Origin of the sequence: Azospirillum oryzae (genome assembly GCF_900177515.1) — a bacterium.
GTDB classification, from domain to species: domain Bacteria; phylum Pseudomonadota; class Alphaproteobacteria; order Azospirillales; family Azospirillaceae; genus Azospirillum; species Azospirillum oryzae_A.
Map to the genome: position 1 here is coordinate 722,773 of NZ_FXAK01000005.1, position 22,228 is coordinate 745,000.

18 protein-coding genes (1 of these 18 cut by a window edge) are annotated in these 22,228 nt (G+C 66.3%); 10 read left to right on the forward strand and 8 right to left on the reverse strand.

The features are described 5' to 3' along the window. Window positions 1-46 precede the first annotated feature (46 nt). The 7 genes from B9N97_RS11610 (at window position 47) to B9N97_RS11635 (ending at window position 8,699) form a co-directional block, all read left to right on the forward strand. Window positions 47-1,174, forward strand: a complete 1,128-nt coding sequence (locus B9N97_RS11610; RefSeq protein WP_244560678.1) for a hypothetical protein — start codon at window positions 47-49, stop codon at window positions 1,172-1,174. Further along, a complete protein-coding gene (gene pelF, locus B9N97_RS11615) occupies window positions 1,171-2,700 on the forward strand; it encodes a GT4 family glycosyltransferase PelF (protein ID WP_244560679.1) in 1,530 nt (509 codons plus the stop codon). Before B9N97_RS11610 ends, pelF begins: the two co-directional genes overlap by 4 nt. Before the next feature lie 80 nt (window positions 2,701-2,780). Then, entirely contained in the window at window positions 2,781-4,103 is a 1,323-nt protein-coding gene (locus B9N97_RS34920; RefSeq protein ID WP_143266613.1) for a hypothetical protein, read from the forward strand. A 95-nt stretch (window positions 4,104-4,198) separates the two neighbouring features. Continuing rightward, a complete protein-coding gene (gene pelG, locus B9N97_RS11620) occupies window positions 4,199-5,578 on the forward strand; it encodes an exopolysaccharide Pel transporter PelG (RefSeq protein ID WP_085086445.1) in 1,380 nt (459 codons plus the stop codon). Further along, a complete protein-coding gene (locus tag B9N97_RS11625) occupies window positions 5,575-6,036 on the forward strand; it encodes a hypothetical protein (RefSeq protein WP_085086447.1) in 462 nt (153 codons plus the stop codon). Before pelG ends, B9N97_RS11625 begins: the two co-directional genes overlap by 4 nt. Window positions 6,037-6,303: 267 nt before the next feature. Further along, the gene (locus B9N97_RS11630) at window positions 6,304-7,686 is read left to right on the forward strand and encodes a YcjX family GTP-binding protein (protein ID WP_085086449.1); all 1,383 of its coding nucleotides are present in this window, start codon (window positions 6,304-6,306) and stop codon (window positions 7,684-7,686) included. Further along, the gene (locus tag B9N97_RS11635; RefSeq protein ID WP_085086451.1) at window positions 7,683-8,699 is read left to right on the forward strand and encodes a TIGR01620 family protein; all 1,017 of its coding nucleotides are present in this window, start codon (window positions 7,683-7,685) and stop codon (window positions 8,697-8,699) included. Before B9N97_RS11630 ends, B9N97_RS11635 begins: the two co-directional genes overlap by 4 nt. Window positions 8,700-8,706: 7 nt before the next feature. Here B9N97_RS11635 and B9N97_RS11640 read toward each other — a convergent pair whose 3' ends face one another. The 7 genes from B9N97_RS11640 to B9N97_RS11670 all read right to left on the reverse strand — a co-directional run bounded on the left by B9N97_RS11640 (window position 8,707) and on the right by B9N97_RS11670 (window position 18,429). Further along, a complete protein-coding gene (locus B9N97_RS11640; RefSeq protein WP_085086452.1) occupies window positions 8,707-9,405 on the reverse strand; it encodes a pirin family protein in 699 nt (232 codons plus the stop codon). A gap of 119 nt (window positions 9,406-9,524) precedes the next feature. After that, window positions 9,525-10,973, reverse strand: a complete 1,449-nt coding sequence (locus B9N97_RS11645; RefSeq protein WP_244560680.1) for an ATP-binding protein — start codon at window positions 10,971-10,973, stop codon at window positions 9,525-9,527. Window positions 10,974-11,081: 108 nt separating this feature from the next. After that, window positions 11,082-11,762 (reverse strand): RluA family pseudouridine synthase, encoded by a 681-nt coding sequence (locus B9N97_RS11650; RefSeq protein ID WP_085086456.1) that lies wholly within the window; start codon window positions 11,760-11,762, stop codon window positions 11,082-11,084. 7 nt (window positions 11,763-11,769) lie between these two features. Then, window positions 11,770-12,087: a CcdB family protein gene (locus B9N97_RS11655; protein ID WP_085086458.1), complete on the reverse strand. Its 318-nt coding sequence runs from the start codon at window positions 12,085-12,087 to the stop codon at window positions 11,770-11,772. Next, complete coding sequence (locus B9N97_RS11660) at window positions 12,087-12,326, reverse strand: type II toxin-antitoxin system CcdA family antitoxin (protein ID WP_085086460.1); 240 nt, start codon at window positions 12,324-12,326, stop codon at window positions 12,087-12,089. The genes B9N97_RS11655 and B9N97_RS11660 overlap by 1 nt, the downstream gene beginning before the upstream one ends. Before the next feature lie 125 nt (window positions 12,327-12,451). Beyond that, a complete protein-coding gene (locus B9N97_RS11665; RefSeq protein WP_085086462.1) occupies window positions 12,452-14,077 on the reverse strand; it encodes a fumarate hydratase in 1,626 nt (541 codons plus the stop codon). 245 nt (window positions 14,078-14,322) lie between these two features. Beyond that, window positions 14,323-18,429 carry a Pls/PosA family non-ribosomal peptide synthetase gene (locus B9N97_RS11670; RefSeq protein ID WP_085086464.1) on the reverse strand — a complete coding sequence of 1,369 codons (4,107 nt, stop codon included), beginning with the start codon at window positions 18,427-18,429 and terminating at the stop codon, window positions 14,323-14,325. A gap of 707 nt (window positions 18,430-19,136) precedes the next feature. On the opposite strand from B9N97_RS11670, the gene B9N97_RS11675 reads away from it, so the two are divergent. Beyond that, the gene (locus tag B9N97_RS11675; protein ID WP_244560681.1) at window positions 19,137-19,916 is read left to right on the forward strand and encodes a glucose 1-dehydrogenase; all 780 of its coding nucleotides are present in this window, start codon (window positions 19,137-19,139) and stop codon (window positions 19,914-19,916) included. Between the two features lie 28 nt (window positions 19,917-19,944). Next, window positions 19,945-21,225, forward strand: coding sequence for an MFS transporter (locus B9N97_RS11680; RefSeq protein WP_085086466.1), 1,281 nt, complete (start codon window positions 19,945-19,947; stop codon window positions 21,223-21,225). A 4-nt stretch (window positions 21,226-21,229) separates the two neighbouring features. On the opposite strand, the gene B9N97_RS11685 is transcribed toward B9N97_RS11680, so the two are convergent. Then, a complete protein-coding gene (locus tag B9N97_RS11685; protein WP_085086468.1) occupies window positions 21,230-21,712 on the reverse strand; it encodes an Lrp/AsnC family transcriptional regulator in 483 nt (160 codons plus the stop codon). A gap of 133 nt (window positions 21,713-21,845) precedes the next feature. Between B9N97_RS11685 and B9N97_RS11690 the strand changes: the two genes are divergently transcribed. Beyond that, window positions 21,846-22,228, forward strand: partial view of a transketolase-like TK C-terminal-containing protein gene (locus B9N97_RS11690; RefSeq protein WP_085086470.1) — the start only. It continues 2,029 nt past the right edge of the window; 383 of the gene's 2,412 nt are visible here — the first part of the coding sequence; its start codon is at window positions 21,846-21,848; the stop codon falls past the right edge of the window.

Here is a 22,228-nt window from a genome sequence, read left to right on the forward strand (position 1 = left end):
GGAGAGGGCGACTATTGCCGGAAAAGATAGTCCTGGAGGGCGTACGATGACCGCCCTGTCCCCCGACTTGACCGATTCTGCCGGTACACTGGCGGGCGACCGCCCGGCCGCCGGCACCGCCGAACTGGTGGCGGCGACGCTCGGCGCCGGCCTGCTCGACGCCGGGGCGCTGGCGTTCGGCCTGTCCGGCGTTCCCTTCGCCGCGGCGTCGGCCGCGGCGCTGCACCTGATGCTCTGCGGGCTGGTCGGGCTGTGGCTGCGCAGCCGGGCGCGGCGCGGCCGCGACCTGCGGTTGGCCGGGCTTCTGCTGGTCACCATGGTGCCGCTGGGTCCGCTGGGCGCCGCCTGCACGCTGGTGACCGCGGCGCTGCTGGCGCTGTTCAGCCGCTATGCCACCGGCTTCCAGGACTGGTATCTCTCCCTCTTCCCCGAAAGCGAGACCGGCCCGGCGCAGGAGCTGTACGAGCTGATCGTGTCGGGCCGCGAGAACGCCCATCTGGTGGCGGGCGAATCCTTCACCGACATGATGTGGATGGGCACGCCGCAGCAGAAGCAGGCGGTGATCGCCCTGGTCGCCCGCCATTTCCGTCCCGCCTTCACGCCCGCGCTGAAGGCCGGTCTCGCCGATGCCGACCCGTCCGTCCGCGTCCAGGCCGCCACCGCCACCGCGCGGGTGGAGCATGAGTTCAACGAGCGCTGGCAGTCGCTCGACCATGCGGCCCGCGCCCATCCGGACGATGCCGGTGCCCTGGCCGCCCTGTCCCGCCACCTCGACGACTACGCCTTCTGCGGCCTGCTCGATTCCAACCGCGAGGCGGAGATCCGCGAGAAGGCGCTGGACGGTTACCGCCGCAGCCTGGAGCTGGCGCCCGACGACGACGCCATCCGCCTCGACCTCGGCCGGCTGCTGCTGCGCTGCGGGCTGGCGGCGGAGGCGGCGGCGCGGCTGGAACCGCTGGTCGACCGCACGTCCGACAGCCGCATCCTGTTCTGGTATGCCGAGAGCCTGTTCCGGCTCGGCCGCTTCACCGACCTGCGGGCGCTGCCCCTGCGCCGGCCCGACCTGCTGGGCGACGGGGCGGCACTGCCCGATGCGCTGCGCGACGTCTTCGCCCTGTGGCGCGACGACGAAACGGCCGTCGCCGAGACCGCCGCGAAGGAGCTGGCCGCATGAGCCGCTCCCCGTCCCAACCGCTGCCGCCCGAAGCGCCCCACGCCCCCAAGGCCGACGTCTGCCTGCTGATGGAGGGATCCTATCCCTATGTCGCCGGCGGCGTGTCGACCTGGACGCACGACCTGATCCGCTCCCATTCGGACCTGACCTTCCACATCGTGGCACTGGTCGCCGACCGCGGCGCCCGCAAGCTCGCCTATGAACTGCCGCCCAACGTCACCGGCCTGACCCACGTCTATCTGCAGGACCCGCCCGCCGGCTGGCGCTGGCAGCCCGGCACCGGGCGGCTGGTGGCGGCCCTGGAAAAACCGCTCGCCCGCCTGCAGCAGGGGGGAGGGCTGGCCGAGGTCGCCGAGGTTCTGCGCCTGCTGGCGCCGCGGCGCGGCCGGATCGGCAAGCGGGCGCTGCTGAACTCCGAGGACGCCTTCCAGATGGTGGTGCGCATGTGCAGGGCCGCCCTGCCGGACGCCTCCTTCCTCGAATATTTCTGGGGCAGCCGCGCGCTGATGAGCGGGCTGTTCGCCACCCTGCTGGTGCCGATGCCGCAGGCGTCGGTCTATCACGCCATCTCCACCGGCTATGCCGGGCTGTTCGCCGCGCGGGCGCGGCTGGAGACTGGCCGGCCGGCATTGCTGACCGAACACGGCATCTACACCAACGAACGGCGCATCGAGATCCTGATGGCCGAATGGCTGTTCGAGGGGGCCGACACCTCCCTGGCGCTCGACCGCAAGAAGCGCGACCTGCGCGATCTGTGGTTGGACACCTTCGCCAGCTACTCCAAGGCCTGTTACGACGCCTGCGACCGCATCATCACCTTGTACGGCGGAAACCAGGAGTTCCAGCGCCGTCAGGGCGCCGACCCGGCCAAGCTGATGATCGTGCCCAACGGCATCGACTATGCCGGCTATTCGCAGGTCCGGCGCGACCCCGCGCCGCGCCCGCCGACCATCGCCCTGATCGGCCGCGTCGTGCCGATCAAGGACGTGAAGACCTACATCCGCGCCGCCGGCATCCTGCGCGAGGACATCCCCGACCTGAAGGCGATGATCCTCGGCCCGCTGGAGGAGGACCCCGGCTATGTCGAGGAATGCCGCACCATCGTGAAGCATCTGGGGCTGGAACAGACGGTGATCTTCGCCGGCCGGGTCAAGCTGACCGACTGGCTGGGCAAGATCGACGCCATTGCGCTGACCAGCGTCAGCGAGGCGCAGCCGCTGGTGATCCTGGAAGCCGGGGCGTCCGGCGTGCCGACGGTGGCGACCGATGTCGGCTCCTGTTCGGAACTGCTGATGGGCCGGCCGGACGAGGTTCCGCCGCTGGGGCCGGGCGGGGCGGTGACGCCGCTGGCCAGTCCGCTCGACACCGCGCGGGAGCTGCGCGCCCTGCTGCTCGACCGCCCCTGGCGGGAGCGCTGCGCGCAGGCCATCGCCCGGCGGGTCGCCCAGTCCTACGACAAGGTCACCATCGACCGCGTCTATCGCGCCATCTATGACGAGCACATCAAAATTGGAGCGGCAGGGTAGATTTTATTTCAAGGTGTATTCCTTGCCGTTGATTGGATTAAAAGACGCCGTGAGTATTTTCTGAAACAATGGTGGACCTGATGAACACGCATTCATTCCATGATTATGCTCAGGGTGGATTCTGGCTTGTTTTTATTGTATCGGCGGTGTTGTTGGTGTTGAGAATATCTAGTGCCGTTAAGCTCAAGGATGTTCCTCATGAATTTTGCTGGATTATGAGGACTTCTTTTGGAGCAGAACATGAGGTTGTCATAAAATACTCTAATTTCGTAAAGGCTTATCGAGATAGGGAAGGAGTGACCTACAAGTATTTCAATGAAAATGGGCAAAGTTATTTCGAGTCGGCGTCGTCTTATATCGTTGGTGCGACCAGGGAGTCATTAAAGCGAGGAATGTCAACGAAATTAATAGTCGATAGTAATGACTTCTCATCTCACATAACTAGCGGAATTGCGCCGGAGGAAAAGCCGATATCCAATAATAAGCGTTTCGTAGCCGGACGGTATATGGTTGATTGCATTGAAATAAAAGAATGCTTCGATTTCACGGGATTTTCTGATTTAATTATTTTAAATGTGGTGATAAGTGCGCCTAGAGGAATTATTACGTTTCGTAATTGCTGGATTGTTAATATAGAATTAAAGTCGGAACCCATAGATGCTGATATTGATGTGCATCGCTTGTTTTTGGTTGGATGCCATGTTGGCATGATGAGGATTAATCCAGAATCTGTGGGGAGCCTTATCATTGATCGATCTGTTATATGCAATCTCCGTTGTAAGGGATCTGAACATAGGTCTCCATTCAGGGAGATAACAATCTCTAACGACTCCCAAATTCTCAGTCCACGCATTAATGAGGATGGGGGTTATTTTGGCGTGTATTCCGAAGATATGCAGGCATTGAGAAATTTTAGGGGTCACCTTGAAGCGCGCGGAGAGTTGTCTGCGCTTGCTGTTGTTCGTTCGAATGAAATGCGGATAGAGCGTATCAAGCAAGATACTTTCTTGAAGGTGGTGAGCTTTTGTTACGATGCAATTTCTGATTTTGGCGGTAAACCATACAGGCCGCTAGCGTGGACAATCTCTCTGTTCATATTTAATGTTTTAATGATTTATGCAAATAATTGGGCGATGACGTCCTTGGACTGCTCAAAGTCAAGTGTGATAGAGAGTTGGCAGGCTCAGCTATGCGGCGATTATTATTTAAATGGATTGGCGAGGTCTTTCTTTTTGTCTGCGCAGACCATAATAAATCCTTTCGGAATTATCGGTGGAGATCCTCCGGTGAGGGCGACAAATATCGTATTACACTTGTGGATTAACTTGACATCCTTCATATCGATTGCTGCGCTAGCAATATCTTTTTCGGGGGTGAGGAGACAATTCAGGCTAGAAAAGTGATGTGAAGTTTTGCCAATGTTATGTTGTAAAAATGATGGAATGTTTTGTTTCAATTGGGGGTTTAGTGCGTCTATCTACAAGAACGGAAACGTGACATGGCCGGCATCGGCTTCGCGCTCCGCCGGCTGGCCCGGCGCGACGATCTGCTGGGCGTGCTGCAGGGCTATGCCCATTCCGCCTTCATCACCTCCGGTCCCTGGATGTTCACCATCCTGGCGTTGGCCGGCATCACGCTGTTCGGCCGCGATCTGGTGGGGCCGGAGCAGTTGACGCTGTTTCGCGTGGTGGTGATCTACAATTTCTGCTTCTCGGTGGTGTTCACCGGGCCGCTGGTGCTGGTCGCCACCCGCTATCTCGCCGACGCCATCTATGCCAAGGAGGTGGAGGCGGCGCCCGGCATGCTGCTGGCGACGCTTGGGCTGGCCTATGCCATCGCCGGCCTGACCGCCGGCCCCTTCTACCCGCTGTTCAGCGGCCTGCCGCTGCCGATCATGCTGGGCGGGCTGGCGAACTTCTTCCTGGTCTGCGGCATATGGGTGGTGTCGATCTTCCTGTCGGCGTTGAAGGACTATCTGGCGGTCACCATCGCCTTCGGCGTCGGCATGACCACCGGCATGGTGGGGGCGGTGCTGCTGGGCGACCGCTTCGGCGCCGCCGGAATGATCTGGGGATTCTCCGCCGGGCTGGCGGTGATCCAGTTCGGGCTGATCGCGCGGGTGCTGGCCGAATATCCCTACCCGGTCGGCCGGCTGTTCGACTTCCTGTCCTACTTCCGCAAATACGCCGATCTGGCGCTGATCGGGTTCTTCGCAAATGCCGCCGTCTGGACCGACAAGTGGATCATGTGGTTCGCGCCGGAGCGCGAGCTGGTTTCCGGCGCCATGGCGATCTACAGCGCCTATGACGGCGCCATGTTCATCGCCTATCTGACGACGCTGCCGGCGCTGACCCTGTTCACGGTGAACATCGAGACCCGCTTCTTCGAGCATTACCAGGCCTTCTACCGCGACATCCAGAAGCACGCGACCTTCGACCAGATCGCCCGCAACCACCGCGCCATCATCGCCGCCCTGCTCGACAGCAGCCGCAACCTCGTCATCCTCCAGGGCGCCGTCTGCGCCGTCTGCATCTTCCTGGCCCCGGCCATCGTCGGCGCCATCGGCCTGCAGTACCAGCAGATCGGCATGTTCCGCTTCGGCGTGCTGGGCGCCTTCTTCCAGGTGATGTTCCTGTTCTGCACGGTGATCCTCGCCTATTTCGACCTGCGGGCGCGGAACCTGACGGTGCAACTGGTCTATCTGGCGACCAACGCCGGCTTCACCCTGCTGTTCAGCCGGATGGGCTTTCCGTGGTATGGATACGGCTATTTCCTCAGTTCGCTGCTGGCCTTCGCGGTCGCCTATCTGATGGTGGCCGACGCGGTGCGGCGGCTGCCCTATTTCGCCTTCGTCGCCAACAACCCGTCGGTGCGATGACCCGCCGCCTTACCATCCTGTTTGTGGTCTCCCTCCTGCTTCCGGCCGCCGCCGGCGCGCAGGAGGTTCTGCGCACCGACCGCACCGACCCCGGCCATCTGCGACCGCTGTTCCGCGCCTACGAACCCCCGCCGCCCGGCCACCAGCCGCGCCTGCGCCGCACCGAAAGCCGTGCCGTCTACAGCCTGCCCGACGGCCTGAAGGGCCTCGCGACCTTCGACCGCACCCTGTCGCACCTGTGTCAGCGCGGCGCCTTCCTTCAGCAGATCGACGGCCTCTATTGGGCATCGACGCCGGACTACCGCTATGGCGTCGCCTTTTCCGGCGGCGCCAACCTGATCGACCCGCAGAACCGCCGCCAGCCCGGCAAGGCCTATTTCTTCCGCAACCAGGACAGCCGCTGCAGTGTATGGATCGGCGATCAGGCGAAGCTGATGCCGCATTACATCGGCGGCTAGGTTCCCTCTCCCGGGGCGGGAGAGGGCGGTTTCCGCATGTGTCTCACCGACTTTTCCATCCCACCGTTACCCGCTCCCCCGCATCCATGATACGAATGACCCCCGGTCCCCACCCGCGGAGGTCCCCGCCGATGCCCTGCAGATGGAACAGTGAACACACCCCCGAAAACTGTTTCACGCTGTTCCAAACGTCGCATCCGGCCCCTCGCATCGCGCCGGCTCAACCCCATATAGGGCCGGTCATCGGCCAGAGGTGAACGTCCGCCCGTGCGCATTCCCGACCTGAACAGCCTGTACGACGCCGGCAGCCGGCTTCTTCTGGAATCGACGGTGCGCGTCGGCGTCACCGGACTGCGGCGGGCGGGCAAGACCGTGTTCGTCACCGCCCTCGTCGACAATCTGCTGAAGGCCGGGCGGTTGCCCTTCCTCGACGTGATGTCGTCGGGCCGCTTCCAGGCGGCGCGGCTGCGGCCGCAGCCCGATCCCGACGTGCCGCGCTTCGATTTCGAAGGCCATCTCGCCGCTTTGACCGGCCCCGATCCCCATTGGCCGGAGCCGACGCGCGGCATCGGCCAGATGCGCGTCTCCTTGCGCTACCGGCCGGATTCGGCGCTGAAGCGCACGGTGCAACCGATGGCGACGCTGAACCTCGACCTCGTCGATTACCCCGGCGAATGGCTGCTCGACCTGCCGCTGCTCCGCCAGAGCTTCGCGGAATGGAGCGCGCAGACCCTGGAACTCGCCGCCCGTCCGCCGCGCGACGAGCTGTCGGCCTCCTGGCGCGGCTGGCTCGCCACCATCGATCCGGCCGCCCCGGCGGAGGAGGAGACGGCGCGGCGCGGGGCGGCGCTCTACACCGACTATCTCCACGCCTGCCGCCGCGCCGACACGCTGCTCAGCCTGATCCAGCCCGGCCGCTTTGTCGAACCCGGTGACATGAAGGACGCGCCGCTTCTGACCTTCTGCCCGCTGCATGGGGCACAGCGGGGCAGGGGGAGCCTGTGGGCGCTGATGGAGGAGCGGTACGAGGCTTACAAGACCAATGTCGTCCGCCGATTCTTCGCCGAGCATTTCGCCCGGCTCGACCGCCAGATCGTGCTGATCGACGTGCTGGGCGCACTGAACGCCGGCCCCGCCGGGATGGCCGACATGAAGCGGGCCCTGGAGCTGAGCCTGGAGCCGTTCCGCCATGGTGCCTCCGGCTGGTTCGACTGGCTGTTCGGCAGCAAGATCGACCGCGTGCTGTTCGCCGCGACCAAGGCCGACCACATCGCCGCCCACCAGCATGCCCAGCTGCGCGCACTGCTCGACCGGCTGGTCGGCGACGCCCGCAACGCCATCCGTTTCGAAGGCGCCCAGGTCGAGACCATGGCCATCGCCGCGCTGAAATGCACTGAAAGCGTGGTGACGGAGCATGAGGGCCGGCAACTGCGCTGTGTCCGCGGCGTTCCCGTCGGCCGCGACCGTCCGACTGTGCTGTTCCCCGGCGAGATTCCGGAGGATGCCGAGGCCTTCCCGCCCGGCCGCGACCGTCCCTATAATTTCCTGCCCTTCCGGCCGCCCGACGACCTCGGCCGCGACCCGCGCGGCCTGCCGCACATTCGCGTCGATCAGGCCCTGCAATTCCTTCTCGGGGATTATCTGACGTGACGGAGCGCGAGACCCGCAAAGCTTCACCGGGCTGGGTTCCGCCGATGGAACTGGACCTCGACCGCGCAGCACCCGTCCCGGCGGAGGAGGAAGCCGCCCTGCTGACCGGTTCCGGCGAACCGGCCGACCTGCTGCCGGCCCCGGCTACGCCGGTGCGGACAACGCGCCGGCTCGGCCGCTGGCTGTTCGGGGCGCTGGCGGCGCTGGTTCTGGTGGCGCTTGGCTTCGACACCGCCGACCTGCTGGCCCGCGCCTTCGCCACCAGCCTGGCCCTTGGCGTCCTGGTCGCCCTGCTCGCCGCCACCGCCGGCATTGCCGCAATCGCGATGCTGGTGACCGAACTGCTGTCGCTTCGCCGCCTGCGCCGGATCGAGGAACTGCGGGCCGAGGCCGGCCGGCTGGAAGTCGACGCCCCCGGCGGCCGGGCCGACCGCTTTGCCGGATCGCTGGTGGCGCTCTATGCCGACCGGCGGGAACTGGCCCCGGCGCTGGCCCGCGTGCGCGATCATGTCACCGACGCCCATGACGAGCATGAGGTGGTGCGGCTGCTCGACCGCGAGGTGCTGAGCCCGCTCGACCGCGCCGCCTATCAGCGGGTTCTGCGCGCGTCGCGGGACACCGCCATCGCCACGGCGCTGAGCCCGGCGGCGCTGCTGGATTTCGCGGTGGTTCTTTGGCGCAACCTGAAGCTGGTTCGGGAGATCGCCAGCCTCTATGGCGCCCGGCCCGGCTATGTCGGCTCGCTCCGGCTCTTGCGCCGGATGCTCGCCAACATCGCCGTCGCGGGCGTGACCGAAAGTGCCCATCATGTGGCGGTGGAGGCGCTGGGCGGCTCGCTGGCCGCCGCCATCTCCACCCGGATGGGGCAGGGGGTGATCAACGGCCTGCTGACCGCGCGGGTCGGGCTGACCGCCATGCACCTCTGCCGCCCCATCGCCTTCGGCCCCGACAACCGCCCCAGCATGAACCGCATCAGGAAGGAGCTGTTGTCGGTGCCCAAGCAGGTGCTGTGACGTGACCCTAGGCGAGGTCGAAGACCAGCACTTCCGCCTCGTCCGCCCGGTCAAGCGTCACCGCCTCCTCATCCGTCAGCGCGGCGCCGTCGCCGGCCTTCAGCAGCGTGCCGTTCAGATGGACCCGGCCGCGGGCGACCTGGACCCAGGCGTGCCGGCCGGGGCGCAGCGGCAAGGTGGCGCTTTCCTCGCCGTCCAGAAGCGCGGCGTACAGGTCGACATCCTGATGGATGGTGACGCTGCCGTCCCGCCCGTCCCGCGATCCGACCAGCTTCAGCGTGCCGCGCTTCTGCTCGGCCGGGAAATCCGCCTGCTGGTAGCCGGGGGCGAGGCTGTTGGCTTCCGGCAGGATCCAGATCTGGAGGAAATGCACCGGCTCGGTGTCCGACGCGTTGTACTCGCTGTGGCGGATGCCGCGGCCGGCGCTCATCACCTGGACCTCGCCCGGACGGATCACCGACCCGGTGCCGATAGAGTCCTTATGCTCCAACGCGCCGTTCAGCACGTAGGAGACGATCTCCATGTTGGCATGCCCATGGGTGGGGAAGCCGGCGCCGGGGATCACCCGATCCTCGTTGATGACCCGCAGGGCGCGGAAGCCCATATGGCCGGGATCGAAGTAGTGGCCGAACGAGAAGCTGTGGTTGCTGTTCAGCCAACCCATGTTGGCAACCCCACGCTCGTCGCGATGGCGAATGGTGATCATGGTGGAACCCTCCGTACCGTTGGGGTGTGTGTCGTTGTCTGGAGGGGAATTTGGCACCCAGCGCCTCGCGGAACAATCCAGTGCGTTTGCACCAGATCGTTCCTGCAAGAGGGACAATCTCACCCCGCCAGCGGCACCCCCACCGCGAAGACGGTTCCGCGTCCTTCCGCCGAACGCACCGTCACCGGATGGCCCAGCAGCCTTGCCAGCCGCTCGACGATGGCGAGCCCCAACCCGATCCCTTCGCTGCGGTCGCGGTCGGGGCGGTCGAGCTGGACGAACTCCTCGAAGATGCGCCGGCGGTCGGGTTCGGCGATGCCGCGGCCGGTGTCGTAGACCTCGATCCACAGCGTGTCGCCGCGGGTCCGGCAGCCGACCAGAACGCCGCCGGTTTCGGTATAGCGGATGGCGTTGGCGATCAGGTTGCGGAGGATGCGCTCCAGCAGGGCCGGGTCGCTGCGCACCACCGCGTTGGTCGGGATGGCGCGCAGGCGCAGCCCCTTCGCCTCCGCCTGCCCGGCGAACTCCGCTTCCAACTGGTCGAGCAGGGGGGAGAGCGGCAGGTCGGCCGGCTTCGGTGTCACCACCCCCGATTCCAGCTTGGAGATGTCGAGAATGGCATTCAGCAGGTCGCGCATCGACCGTTGCGCCGCCTTCAGATCCGTCAGCAGGGCCGCCGTCTTGCCGCTCTGCGGTTGGCGCTCCAGAATGCCGGTGAACATGCCGATGGCCTGAAGGGGCTGCTGCAGGTCATGGCTGGCATGGGCGAGGAAGCGGGACTTGGCGCGGTGGGCCTGCTCGGCGGCGGTCTTGGCGGCGTGCAGTTCCGCTGTCCGTTCGCGGACCTGCTGTTCAAGCGTGGCGTTGGCGCGCTCGATGGCTTCCGCCATGCGCAGGATCTCGGAAAATTGGCGGCGAACCTGCCGGGTCATCGGTCGGAAGATCGCCAGCGCCTCCACCGCCAGGATCAGCAAGGTGATCAGCAGCGCCGCCAGCCCCAGCCGATGCAGGGTCTGGAAGCCCTCCTCCCCCTCTTCCTGATAGAGCGCCACCACCTCTTCCAGCCGGTCCAGCAGCGGGCCGAGCGCCTGGGCGGTGATGCGGTCCGCCTCCGCTGGATCCGGCGACTGACCGGCGGATGCGGCGGCGATGACGCGGCGCAGGGCGGCAATATGTTCGGTCACCACCGGGTCCAGCGGGTCGGGTCCGCCGTAGAACAAATCCTGCGGCGGCGGACCCATCGGCGGGCCTTCCTCCGGTCCGGCCTGGCCGCTCAGCCGCCGATGGGCGGCTTCGAACATGTCCGTGGCGTCATCCAGCAGCCGGGCGAGGTGGACGCGCGTCGCGGGATCGGTCGCTGTCTTCAACTGCTCCACCAGCAGGGCCGTCCGCTGCGACAGCATGCGCTGCCGGCCCGAAACGTTGACGACCTCCAGCATGCGTTCGTGCTGACCGATGACCCGCTCGGTCATGACGAATCCCGCGAGCGTGCCCAGCGCGATCAGCGTCAGCGCCAGGGCATAGCGCAGGGTCATCCAGCGGGTCGCCACATGCTGGGTTGCCGTCATGCCGATCGGTATCATGCGCTCGTCCCGCCTGCCGTGATCGCCCCATCTCCATCGACGATCATGGGGCAGCCTGCCGCATTGCAGCAAGGACGGAGGGTAGCGGTGAAGCTATGAAGCCTCGGTAAAGCCGCAAGCCGCCAGCGCCGCCTGCATGTGCGGCGGGACCGGTGCCACCGCGCCGACCGGATCGCGCTTCGGGTAGAGCGGCAGCGAGATGGCGCGGGAGTGCAGATGCAGCGGCTTGCCCTCCGGCCCGCCATATTGCGGATCGCCGACCAGCGGACAGCCGATGGAGGCGCAATGGACGCGGATCTGGTGGGTGCGGCCGGTGTGCGGGGTCAGCTCCAGCCAGGTTAGCCCCTCCGCCTGCCCGCGCACGACATAGTCGGTGACCGCCGCCTGCCCGTCCGGCGAGCCGACGATGCGCCAGCCGCCGGTCTTGTTGGAGACCTTGGCGAGCGGCAGCTCGATCCGTCCGGACTCCTGCGGCGGAGTGCCGGCGACCAAGGCCCAATAGGTTTTGTCGACCTTGCCGTTCTGGAACAGGATGCCGATCTTGCGCAGCGCCTTGGCATGGCGGCCGAGGATCAGGCAGCCCGACGTGTCGCGGTCCAGCCGGTGGGCGAGGGACGGCGGCTTGGGGAAGCCGAAACGCAGCGCATCGAAATGCCGCTCCAGGTTCGGCCCGCCGGCGGGGCCGGCATGGACCGGCAGTCCGGCGGGCTTGTCGAGAATCAGCATCAGCCCGTCGCGGTACAGGATGCGGTCTTGGATTTGGGCGGGTGTCACGGGCTACTCATCCCCAGGCGCGGGAAATCGGGAGGTCGATGGCGGCGATGATGCGGTCGCTGTCGTCGGCGAGCGAAGAGACTTTCTCGCCCAGCTGGTCCATCTGAACGGAGGCGAGCTGAAGCGGGTTCAAAACGACGTCATGGCCTTCGATCACGAAACTCGGGGTCAAGGAGGGTTCCGTGCTCTGAAGCTTGTCAGCCAGCAGCAGCGGTGCGACCACCCTGCGTGCAGATGCGTCGAAACGTTGTGACTGGACGATCACCAGATACGGAATGCCCGAGCGCGTCGCGGTTCGGTTCCGATGCACATCGAATTGAGCCATCACAGATGATCGAGGTGTTCGTCGGCGAAAGAGCCATATCTGGCGTCGAAGTCGTTCAGCGCCGCAATCGTGGCATCCAGGCGACGTTCACGGTCGGCTTTCGCCACCTCGTCGGCCAGCAGCTTCTCGACGCGCTCGGACAGGTCGCCGGGACGGGACTGCGCGCGCTGCAGGATGTCCTCGTCCAGCGACAAGGTGACGTCCCGCTTCGGCGCGCGCCGGTCACAGACACCGTCCATTGGAAGCCCTCCACCGATCCCGATGCACTGAAGATAGGCGTCCCCGGTGCCGTCCGGCAAGCAGGCAGGAAAAGGGCGCGGCCCCCGCAAGGCGCCGCGCCCCCTTCACGCCCGGTTCGCCCGGATCAGGCGAGCTTCAACTCCTTGAAGAAGTCGTTGCCCTTGTCGTCGACGATGATGAAGGCCGGGAAGTCCTCGACCTCGATGCGCCAGATGGCTTCCATGCCGAGTTCGGGATACTCGACGCATTCCACCTTCTTGATGCAGTCCTGGGCCAGACGGGCGGCGGCGCCGCCGATCGAGCCGAGATAGAAGCCGCCATGCTGCTTGCAGGCCGCCGTCACCTCGGGGCTGCGGTTGCCCTTGGCCAGCATGACCATGGAACCGCCCGCCGCCTGGAACTGGTCGACGAAGCTGTCCATGCGGCCCGCCGTGGTCGGCCCGAAGGAGCCCGAGGCGTAGCCTTCCGGCGTCTTGGCCGGGCCGGCATAGTAGATCGGGTGATTCTTGAAATAGTCCGGCAGCGGCTCGCCGGCGTCCAGGCGCGCGCGCAGCTTGGCATGGGCCAGGTCGCGGGCGACGATCAGCGGGCCGGTCAGCGACAGGCGGGTGCGGATCGGATACTGGCTCAGCGTGGCGCGGATCTGCTCCATCGGCTGGTTCAGGTCGATCTTCACGACCTCGCCCGACAGATGCTCGTCCCCGATCTCCGGCAGATACTGGGCCGGATCGGTCTCCAGCTGCTCCAGGAAAATGCCGTCCTTGGTGATCTTGCCCACCGCCTGACGGTCGGCCGAGCAGGACACGCCAATGCCGATTGGCATGGAGGCACCGTGGCGCGGCAGGCGGATGACGCGGACGTCGTGGCAGAAATACTTGCCGCCGAACTGGGCGCCGATGCCCATGTTCTGCGTCAACTTGTGGACCTCTGCCTCCATCGCCAGATCGCGGAAGGCGTGCGCGTCCTCGCCGCCCTCGGTCGGCAGGTTGTCGAGATAGCGGGCCGAGGCCAGCTTCACCGTCTTCAGGTTCTGCTCCGCCGACAGGCCGCCGATGACGATGGCGAGGTGGTAGGGCGGGCAGGCCGAGGTGCCGAGATAGCGGATCTTGTCTTCCAGGAACTTCAGCAGCCGGTCGGGCGCCAGCACCGACGGCGTGGCCTGGTGCAGGAAGGTCTTGTTGGCCGACCCGCCGCCCTTGGCCATGAACAGGAACTTGTAATAGTCCTCGCCCTCGGAATAGATGTCGACCTGGGCCGGCAGGTTGTTCCGGGTGTTCTTCTCCTCATACATGGAGATCGGCGCCAGCTGGCTGTAGCGCAGGTTGCGCTTCAGGTAGGCGTCGCGCGCACCCTCCGACAGGGCGGTCTCGTCGCCGCCCTTGGTCCAGACGCGGCGGCCCTTCTTACCCATGATGATGGCGGTGCCGGTGTCCTGGCACATCGGCAGGGTGCCGGCGGCGGCGATGTTGGCGTTCTTCAGCAGGTCGAGCGCCACGAAGCGGTCGTTGGCCGACGCCTCCGGATCGTCCAGGATCTTGGCGAGCTGGGCCAGATGGCCCGGACGCAGCAGATGGTTGATGTCGGAGAAGGCAGCCTCGGCCAGCAGGCGCAGACCCTCCGGCTCGACCTTCAGGATCTGCTCGCCGTCGAATTCGACGACCGAGACATGGTCCGAGGTCAGCTTGCGGTAGGTCGTGTCGTCCTTGGCGAGCGGAAAGAGACCGCGGGCTGAGGCGATGTCGTCGGGCATTGGGGCGTTCCTTCGTGGCGATCCAATGGCGTCCGCTCGCCTCCGCGGTACGCGCCCGGCCGGGCGCGCGAAGGGGGCAGGCCGCGCTCGGCCCCCCTTATACACCGCTGCGGGGCGGAGACAACCATCGGCAAGGCGGAAGGCGGCGCGGCGGTTTGTCGTCGGCCGAAGTAGGGGCAAAAGAAAAGGCCGGCACACCGCAATGGTATGACCAGCCTCGTCTTTTCGTCACGCGCGCAGGCTGTTTATGCCGCCGCCTTCACCTGTCCATCGACCGTGGCATGGGCATGAACCGCCGGCTCGGCCGGTGCGCCGACCCAGTCGCCGTGGGCGGGGATTTCCTCGCCCTTCATCACCAGGGTCAACGGACCCAGACGGGCGAAGTCGCCGACATGGGTGTCGTACAGCACCGTCGCGCCGGCCCCGATGGTGACGCCGGTCCCGACCGAAACCCGGCCGACCTTCATCACGCGGTCCTCGTACAGGTGGGTCTGCAGCGCCGACAGGGCGTTGATGGCGCAATAGTCGCCGACGGACACGCAGTCGAACTCGGTGATGTCGGTGGTGTCCATGTAGACGCCCTTGCCGAACTTGGTGCCGAACAGGCGCAGCACCCAGGGCAGCATCGGCGTGCCGCGCAGGTGGTCGAGCAGGACCTTGCCGGCCAGACCCCAGTACAGCACGGCCACCGCCTCCGTCCGCATGGCCCACCAGGACCACATCGGCTTCATGGTGGGGGCATAGCGGCCCATGATCGCCCATTTCACCAGCGCCACGATCAGCACCATCGCCATGGGAATGGCGACGCTGACCGCCAGGAACTGCCAGGCGAAGGCGCCCCAGCGCTGATCCAGAATGGCCTTGGCGAAGAACTCCACCGCGAAGGTACCGAAGGTGATGAACAGCATCGACGGCATCGACAGGCTGAAGGCTTCGAACACGGCGCGGCCGAGACGGCGGGCGCGCGACGGCTCGAACGTCCAGTTGGCCGACACGTTGTCGAACTTCTGGCGCACCGGCAGCTTGATCGGCGGGCTGCCGAACCAGGTGTCGCCGGCCTGCATCTCGGAATTCGCCGGCGGCTTGGACTTGATGCCGATCAGCGTGCCGGTGGGAATGCAGGAACCCGGCGGGACCACGGCGTCGTTACCGACGAACACGCGGGCCTCGGTCTTCACCGGCTGCAGATGCATCCAGCCGCGGCGGATGTCCTCGTCGCCCAGTACCACCTCGTCGGCGATGAAGCACTTCTCGCCGATCTCCACCAGATCGTAGCGGCCGGCGAGGTTGGTCGAGATCTCGGCGTCGCGGCCGATCTTGGCCCCCATCAGGCGGTACCAGGCCCGCATGTAGACGGTGGCGTAGAGCGAGCTGAGGGTTTCCAGCATCACCTCGGTTGCCAGCGCCACGACCCATTTGCGGACATAGAACCAGCTGTGGACCGAGTAGGAACCGGCCTCCACCTTCGGCAGCACGATCCAGCGCATGGCGGCGATCAGCAGGACGGTGAAGGCCACCAGGAACATGGCGGTCGGCCAGGCGATGGCGGGGACATAGTAAAGGTAGTTGACCTTGAACACTCCGCCCATCCAGGCGTCGAGCCTGTCGAACAGGTAGAAGGCCGGGAAGATCGGGATCAGCGCCACCGGCGGCAGGCCGACCAGGGCGACCAGATAGATCAGCCCCTGCGTGGCGCGCTTGACGATGCCGGCGCGGGGCTCCTGCGGCAGGGCGGCGCTGTCGACGGTGCCGATCTTGCGGGCAGGCGAACCGTCCCAGGATTCATGGTCGCCGGTGCGTGTGCCGGCGGCCAGCGCGGTCAGGTCGGCCAACTCGGTGCCCTTGCCGACCACGGCATCATGGCCGATGACGCAGGAGGTGCCGATATAGGCGTCCTCGCCGATCTCGATGGTGCCGATCACCAGCTCGTTGCCGATCACCTCGGCATTGGCCAGCTTCACCTTGCCGCCGGTGGAGGCGCCGCGACCGATGCTGACCAGATCGATGGCACCGGATTCGAACTCGCCGATCATCGCGTCGGCGCCGACCTTGGCGCCGAGGGCGCGCAGGAACAGCCGCATCACCGGCGATCCCTGGAACCACTTCAGATGGACCAGGGCGATGAAGCGCTGGGCCAGCCACCAGCGGTAATAATAGACGCCCCACAGCGGATAGCGACCCGGCTTGGTCCGGCCGATGATCAGCCACTTCGCCGCGATGGCGATGGCGACGGTGGCGATGTTGATGACGACATAGACGCCGAACAGCGTGGTGATCTCGCCCAGCAGCCCGGCATCCTCGCCGGACAGCAGCATGTAGCTGACGAAGACGCCCAGCCACTGCACCGTCATCAGCGCCAGGATGATCGGCAGAGCCGCGGCCTGGGCCAGACCGCACAGCAGGCGGCGGCCGAGCGGCGGCGGATCGAAGGACAGGTCGGCGGGTGCGGCGCCTTGGCCGGCGGGCGCCTTGGCGTCCAGCCTCTCGGCCATGGCGCGCAGCGTGCGGGCGCCATAGACGTCCTGCAGGGTCAAGCTGGCCAGCCCGGCAGTCTCGCGCACTGCCGAGACGAAGCGCGCGGCCAGCAGCGAATGGCCGCCCAGATCCAGGAAGAAGTCGGCCTCCAATGGGATCGACTGGCCGGGGAAGACGCGGCGGGCGGCCTCCAGCAGCGCGGCCTCGGTCGGGCTGCGCGGCTCCTCCTGCTCGCCCGAACCGGCATCCTCGGTCAGCGCCATGGCCTGCAGGGTCTTGCGGTCGGCCTTGCCGGAGGTCAGGCGCGGCAGCTCCGCCACCTGTTCATAATGCGCGGGCACCATGTAGGCGGGCAGCTGCGCACGCAGAGCGTCACGGAGCGCCGTCTTTTCCAGGGAAGCGCCCGGTTGGGCGACCAGGAAGGCGACCAGCCGGTCCAGCCCGTTGTCGTTGCGCAGCACAACCGTGGCCTGGGCAATGCCCGGCAGGTCGGTCAGCTTGGCCTCGATCTCGCCCAGTTCCAGCCGGAAGCCGCGGATCTTCACCTGATCGTCGATGCGGCCATGGAAACGCAGGTTGCCGTCGGCGTCGACGCTGACCGCATCGCCGGACCGGTAGAGCAGCGAATCGTGTGCACCGGTGCGGTACGGATTGGCGATGAACTTCTCCGCCGTCAGTTCCGGACGGCCGAGATAGCCCTGGGCCACGCCGGGACCGCCGATCAGCAGTTCGCCCTGGGTGCCGGCGGCCACCGGCTGCAGCGCCTCATCCACCACATAGCAGGTATAGTTGGGGATCGGGCGGCCAATGGTGACGGGGGTGTCGGGCAGCACCTCGGCCACCGTCGCGACGACGGTCGCCTCGGTCGGGCCATAGCTGTTGAACAGGCGCCGGCCCGGCCGGCACCAGCGCGAGGCGACCGCGGGCGGGCAGGCCTCGCCGCCGAGGATGACGATGCGCAGCGACGGCACGTCCTTCGGCAGCATCGCCAGCAGGGTGGGGACGGTGTCCAAAACGGTGACGCCGGCCTCGTTCAGCACGTCGGCCAGCCGGTCCACCTCGTCCAGCACCTGCCGGCTGGCGACCCACAGGGTGGCGCCGGCCAAATAGGGGACGAAGATCTCCTCCAGCGACAGGTCGAAGGCCACCGACGCGCCCTGGAAGGCCACGTCGTCGGCGGTGATGCCATAGACGCTGTTGGCGGCACGCAGATAGTGGCAGATGTTGCGGTGGCTGATGACGATGCCCTTGGGCTTGCCGGTCGAGCCCGAGGTGTAGATGGCGTAGGCCGGGCTGTCCGGCGTCACACCGTCGGCGCGCAGGTCGAACGCCCGCTCATCATCGCTCAGCACATCGCCGATGCGCAGGACCTGGACGTTCGCGCCGGCTTCGGCCAGCGTCGCCGCCTTCGTTCCGGTCACCAGATCGATCAGGATCGCCGGGGCGGCGCAATCGGTCAGGCTGACCGCCACGCGCTCCGCCGGGGCATCGGCGTCGAAGGGCAGATAGGCGGCCCCGGCCTTCAGGATGCCCAGCAGCGCGACATGCAGGTCGAGCGACCGCGCCATCCACAGCCCGACGAAGCAGCCGGGGCCGATCCCGCGCGCCCGCAGGCCGCGGGCCACGCGGTTGGCGCGCGCGTCCAACTCGGCATAGCTGACGCGGCGGCCTTCATAGACGATCGCGGTGCGGTCCGGATGCGCCGCGGCGGTCGCCTGTGTAATGTCGGACAGCAGCTCGTCGCGGAGAAGGGAGGGATCGATCAGGCCGCTCAGGGTCGGCACCAAGGGAGTGGCGTTCCACGGAGCGGAGATCGTCGATTGACCGGCCGGGGAAACATCGGTCGGGCCGTTGGCCCGCGCAGTCAGCAAGGTCACGCTGTGTCAGCCTTCCAAAAGGAATCAGCGCGGTGGCGCCAAACGGACCCGTTCGTCATACGGTCTCGGCGGTCGGCTGAACGCGGCGATGGGCCGCTCGCTAGTTGTGGTGCTTTATGGTTAACGAATGCTTGCCATCCGGCTTGGAGGCACCTGTGCCGATGGGAGATGTCAAGTCTTGGGCTGCCCAAGCGCTGCGAAAGCAACATTCGCCCGACCGAAAGAAAGAGGAAGACCCGACGGCACCCGATACATGCGGATACATGGAGCAGCATGTTCGCGCCTTCATGATCCGTTGCGCGGCAGCGGTCAAGCTTATCCTCGAGGTGCCGGATCGAAGGGGAGGGCCGTGTGTCGGCCTCACCACAAGGTCCCCGGATCCGTGACCTTCGCCGTGAAGGGCGCCATGCGTCGTGATGGCTGCCAGGGTTCGGCGGAATTGCAACCAGGACCAGAATAGGCCTCCGGAATGGCAGGTCGACGACGGGTGGCAGCCTGCATGTCGCAGCCCTTGTCCGTCTCCGCGCTGATGTGGTGTCGCCTGCGAAGCCGCGCCATTCAGCCGATGCATGGCTGAGCTTCCGGGATTCCAGGCTTCGGCTTCTTTTTCATGATGGACATCATTAAAGACTGCAATGATGATGATCGTCATGAAAGTGGCGGACATGAGCGGGCCTTGTGAACCGGTTCCGGGACAGGAGAGGGTAATGAGCATTGCAATGAACACCACAGGGGCGGACATGAACGGGCGGGTCGCCCTGGTCACCGGTGGCACGTCCGGCATCGGCCGCACGACGGTACTGGCCTTCGCCGGAGCGGGTGCGACAGTGATCGTCACCGGCCGGCGCGAGGCTGAGGGGCTGGAGACGGTGGACCTGATCGACCGTGCAGGCGGCACCGGCCGTTTCGTTGCCGCCGATGTCGCCGACGCGGCGGAAGTCGCCGCACTGTTCGCGCGGATCGAGCGCGACCATGGCCGCCTTGATGCCGCCTTCAACAATGCCGGCATCCATCAGGTGGCGCCGCTGACCGACATGGAGGAAGCCGCCTTCGACCGCATATTGACCGTCAACGTGAAGGGCGTCTGGCTCTGCCTGAAGCATGAGTTGGCGATCATACGCCGCCAGGGCCGCGGTGCGGTCGTCAACACCGGATCGGTTCTGGGGCAGATCGGAATGGCCGGCAACGCCGCATATTCCGCCAGCAAGGCGGCGGTGGAGGGGCTGACCCGCACCGCGGCCATCGAGGTCGCGGCCTTCGGCGTGCGCGTCAACGCCGTTTGCCCGGCCATTATCCAGACCCCGATGACTCAGGCTTCCTTCGGCGGTGCCGACCGGGTGGAAGCCGTGCTGGGCCCCCGCCATCCCATCGGCCGTGTGGGCCGTCCGGAAGAGGTGGCGGCAGCCGTGCTCTGGCTCTGCTCCGACGCCGCCGGCTTCGTCACCGGCCAGTCGATCAACATCGACGGCGGCGTGACCGCGCAATAACCAGGCTGGTTACCGGAGTTACGAGCCGATGCTGTCCACCCCCCTCGCCGCCACCCTGGCCCGCCGCGACATCCATTATGGATGGGTCGTCGTCGCCGTCACCTTCCTATCGATGCTGGTGTCCGCCGGAGCGGTGGGCGCGCCCGGCGTCCTTCTGCTGCCGCTCCAGCGGGAATTCGGCTGGGACACCGCCGACATCTCTCTCGCCATGGCGATCCGCCTGCTGCTGTTCGGACTGATGGGCCCCTTCGCCGCAGCGATGATCAACCGCTTCGGCGTCCGCCGCATGGTGCTGTCCTCCCTGGCGCTGGTCGGCGGCGGGTTGCTCGCCTCGCTGGCGATGCGGGAAGTCTGGCAACTGATCCTGCTGTGGGGCTTCGTCGTCGGCTTCGGCACCGGCCTCACCGCCATGGTGCTGGGCGCCACCATCGCCACCCGCTGGTTCGTAGCCCGCCGCGGGCTGGTAATCGGGCTGCTGACCGCCAGTTCCGCCACCGGGCAACTGGTTTTCATGCCGCTGCTGTCGATGCTGACCGAAGCCTATGGCTGGCGCAGCGCCATCGCCCTGCTGTGCGGCCTGATCGCGGTGGCGGCCCTGGCGATGCTGGCGCTGATGCGCGACCGTCCGTCCGACCTCGGCCTGTCGGCCTTCGGCGAGGTCGGGGGCGCCCCGCCTGCCGCCCCGGCTGGCGCCATTCTGTCGGCGGCGCTGGGGGCACTGCGCGAGGCCGCGGTCACGCGGACCTTCTGGGTGCTGTTCGCCACCTTCTTCATCTGCGGCGCCAGCACCAACGGCCTGATCCAGACCCATCTGATCCCGCTCTGCGTCGATTTCAGCGTGCCGGAGGTCCAGGCGGCCGGTCTGCTGGCGCTGATGGGAATCTTCGACTTCATCGGCACGGTCGGGTCGGGCTGGCTGTCCGACCGCTACGACAACCGCTGGCTCCTGGTCTGGTACTACGGTCTGCGCGGCCTGTCGCTGCTCTATCTGCCCTACTCGGACTTTACGCTCTATGGCCTGTCGCTCTTCGCCGTCTTCTACGGCCTGGACTGGATCGCCACCGTCCCGCCGACGGTGCGGCTGACGGCGGAGCGCTTCGGCCGGGAGCGTGCCAACCTCGTCTTCGGCTGGGTTTTCGCCGGTCACCAGCTGGGCGCTGCAGTCGCGGCCTTCGGCGCCGGGCTGTCACGCACGGCTCTCCAGAGCTATCTGCCGGCCTTCGCCACCGCCGGCGCTCTCTGCCTGCTCGCGGCAGTGCTGGTGCCGATGATCGGCAGCCGCGCCAAGCCGGTAACCGCCAAAGCATGATGCTCTATTCCCGCAGATGCTCCAGCGGCAGGGCGGTGCGGTAGCGCACCTGCTTCAAGGCGAAGCTGGAGCGGATGCTGGCGACGCCGGGGATGCGGGTCAGGTGCTCCTTCAGGAACCTTTCGTAGCTGGCAAGGTCCGGCACCACCACCCGCAGCAGGTAATCGGCGTCGCCGGTCATCAGATAGCATTCCAGCACCTCCGGCCGCGCCATCACCGCCGCCTCGAATCCGTCGAGCCGTGCCTCCACCTGCCGTTCCAGGCTGACATTGACGAAGATGTTGACCGGCAGGTCGACGGAGGCCGGGTCGACCAGCGCCACATAGCGGGCGATCACCCCCGCCTCCTCCAGCGCTTTGACCCGCCGCAGACAAGGGGAGGGCGACAGCCCGACCCGCTCGGCCAGCTCATTGTTGGGGAGCCGGCCGTCCTGCTGAAGGGCTGCCAGAATCCTGCGGTCGATGCGGTCGAGGGAGTGCTTTGGCATCGAATGCTGTTTCCCATATAATCCTGGCATTGGATGCTAAAGCGGAACCGCGGCCGGCGCCACTTCGCAAGCATCTGCCGGATCACAAATGATAAGTTCTTCGAACCATAACACCCCGTTCGGGAGCAGACCCATGACCGCGATCCAGCCGTCCTCCGCCGATCTCGCCTGCCTGGCCGAGCTGGAGCGCAAGGTACTCTGGCTTGCGTCCTGGACCATCCACAACGCCAACCATGTCCGTCCCAACCTGGACGGGCTGAAGATTGGCGGCCATCAGGCCTCCAGCGCCTCGATGTCGACCATCCTGACGGCGCTCTATTTCTCGGCCCTGCGGCCGGAGGACCGGGTGGCGGTGAAGCCCCATGCCAGTCCGATCTTCCATGCCATCCAGTATTTGCTGGGCAACCAGACGCGGGAGAAGCTGGAGAATTTCCGCGGCTACAAGGGCGCCCAGTCCTATCCGTCCCGCACCAAGGACGTGGACGACGTCGATTTCTCCACCGGGTCGGTCGGTCT

Bases quoted from the DNA above. Each gene is read 5' to 3' on its own strand.
- pelG (WP_085086445.1), top strand. From the start codon at position 4,199: ATGGCCGGCATCGGCTTCGCGCTCCGCCGGCTGGCCCGGCGCGACGAT.
- B9N97_RS11680 (WP_085086466.1), top strand. From the start codon at position 19,945: ATGCTGTCCACCCCCCTCGCCGCCACCCTGGCCCGCCGCGACATCCAT.
- B9N97_RS11655 (WP_085086458.1), bottom strand. From the start codon at position 12,087: ATGGCTCAATTCGATGTGCATCGGAACCGAACCGCGACGCGCTCGGGC.
- B9N97_RS11665 (WP_085086462.1), bottom strand. From the start codon at position 14,077: ATGCCCGACGACATCGCCTCAGCCCGCGGTCTCTTTCCGCTCGCCAAG.
- B9N97_RS11675 (WP_244560681.1), top strand. From the start codon at position 19,137: ATGAGCATTGCAATGAACACCACAGGGGCGGACATGAACGGGCGGGTC.
- B9N97_RS11625 (WP_085086447.1), top strand. From the start codon at position 5,575: ATGACCCGCCGCCTTACCATCCTGTTTGTGGTCTCCCTCCTGCTTCCG.
- pelF (WP_244560679.1), top strand. From the start codon at position 1,171: ATGAGCCGCTCCCCGTCCCAACCGCTGCCGCCCGAAGCGCCCCACGCC.
- B9N97_RS11640 (WP_085086452.1), bottom strand. From the start codon at position 9,405: ATGATCACCATTCGCCATCGCGACGAGCGTGGGGTTGCCAACATGGGT.
- B9N97_RS11645 (WP_244560680.1), bottom strand. From the start codon at position 10,973: ATGACGGCAACCCAGCATGTGGCGACCCGCTGGATGACCCTGCGCTAT.
- B9N97_RS11685 (WP_085086468.1), bottom strand. From the start codon at position 21,712: ATGCCAAAGCACTCCCTCGACCGCATCGACCGCAGGATTCTGGCAGCC.
- B9N97_RS11610 (WP_244560678.1), top strand. From the start codon at position 47: ATGACCGCCCTGTCCCCCGACTTGACCGATTCTGCCGGTACACTGGCG.
- B9N97_RS34920 (WP_143266613.1), top strand. From the start codon at position 2,781: ATGAACACGCATTCATTCCATGATTATGCTCAGGGTGGATTCTGGCTT.
- B9N97_RS11660 (WP_085086460.1), bottom strand. From the start codon at position 12,326: ATGGACGGTGTCTGTGACCGGCGCGCGCCGAAGCGGGACGTCACCTTG.